Origin of the sequence: Bifidobacterium jacchi (assembly GCF_009078285.1) — a bacterium.
GTDB classification, from domain to species: Bacteria; Actinomycetota; Actinomycetes; order Actinomycetales; family Bifidobacteriaceae; genus Bifidobacterium; species Bifidobacterium jacchi.
This window is the reverse complement of sequence record NZ_RQSP01000076.1, coordinates 4,773-5,477: the sequence shown is the minus strand read 5'-3', so window position 1 is coordinate 5,477 and position 705 is coordinate 4,773.

Genomic DNA, 705 nt, shown 5'->3' with positions numbered 1-705 from the left:
TTCGCGGTCCAGCTCCCCTGACAAGGGGAGCCAACAACATAATCAACGAACTTCTGACGCAGGACACTAGTTTGCGTGGTGTGTGGTTGGGCCGGGGTGTCTTCGCCGGGGCCGATTTCGGGAGCGACGGGCTTGTTTCGAGATTATCTTGCGCTTGCGGGCTGGTCCGCGCAAGGATTTCTCGGGATTAGCCCTGATTTCGAGATTGTCTTGCGAAAACCGGCCTGTCAGCGCAAGGATTTCTCGGGATTAGCCCATGTTTCGAGAGGATCTTGCGCTTATGAGTCGCTTATGGGTCGGACAGTGCAGGATTCTCCTTATCTCGGTCCGTTCCTTCTCCGTTCCTTCTCTGTTCCTTCTCTGTCCCTTGAGATCGGTCTCTCTTTCCCATCCCCCTGTAGCCGATCGTGTGCATGGCACGTACCCGCGTGTACTGGGATTGGATGAGCGCCGACAGCTGTAGCCATCGTCGTGTGCATGGAACGTACATAACGGGGGTGCGACGGGCCCTCCCGGACGTGTCGGGCCGTCGATCGTGTGCAGGGAACGTACATAAGACGCTGCCGATCGTGTGCATGGAACGTACGTCTACACGATCGTGTGCATACGACGTACACGAAGCGCGCGTTTCACGCCTCCACGCATCCGTTGCATGCACACGATGCCTCCGACGGCATACGTCCTGTGCACACGATGCCCACGGAC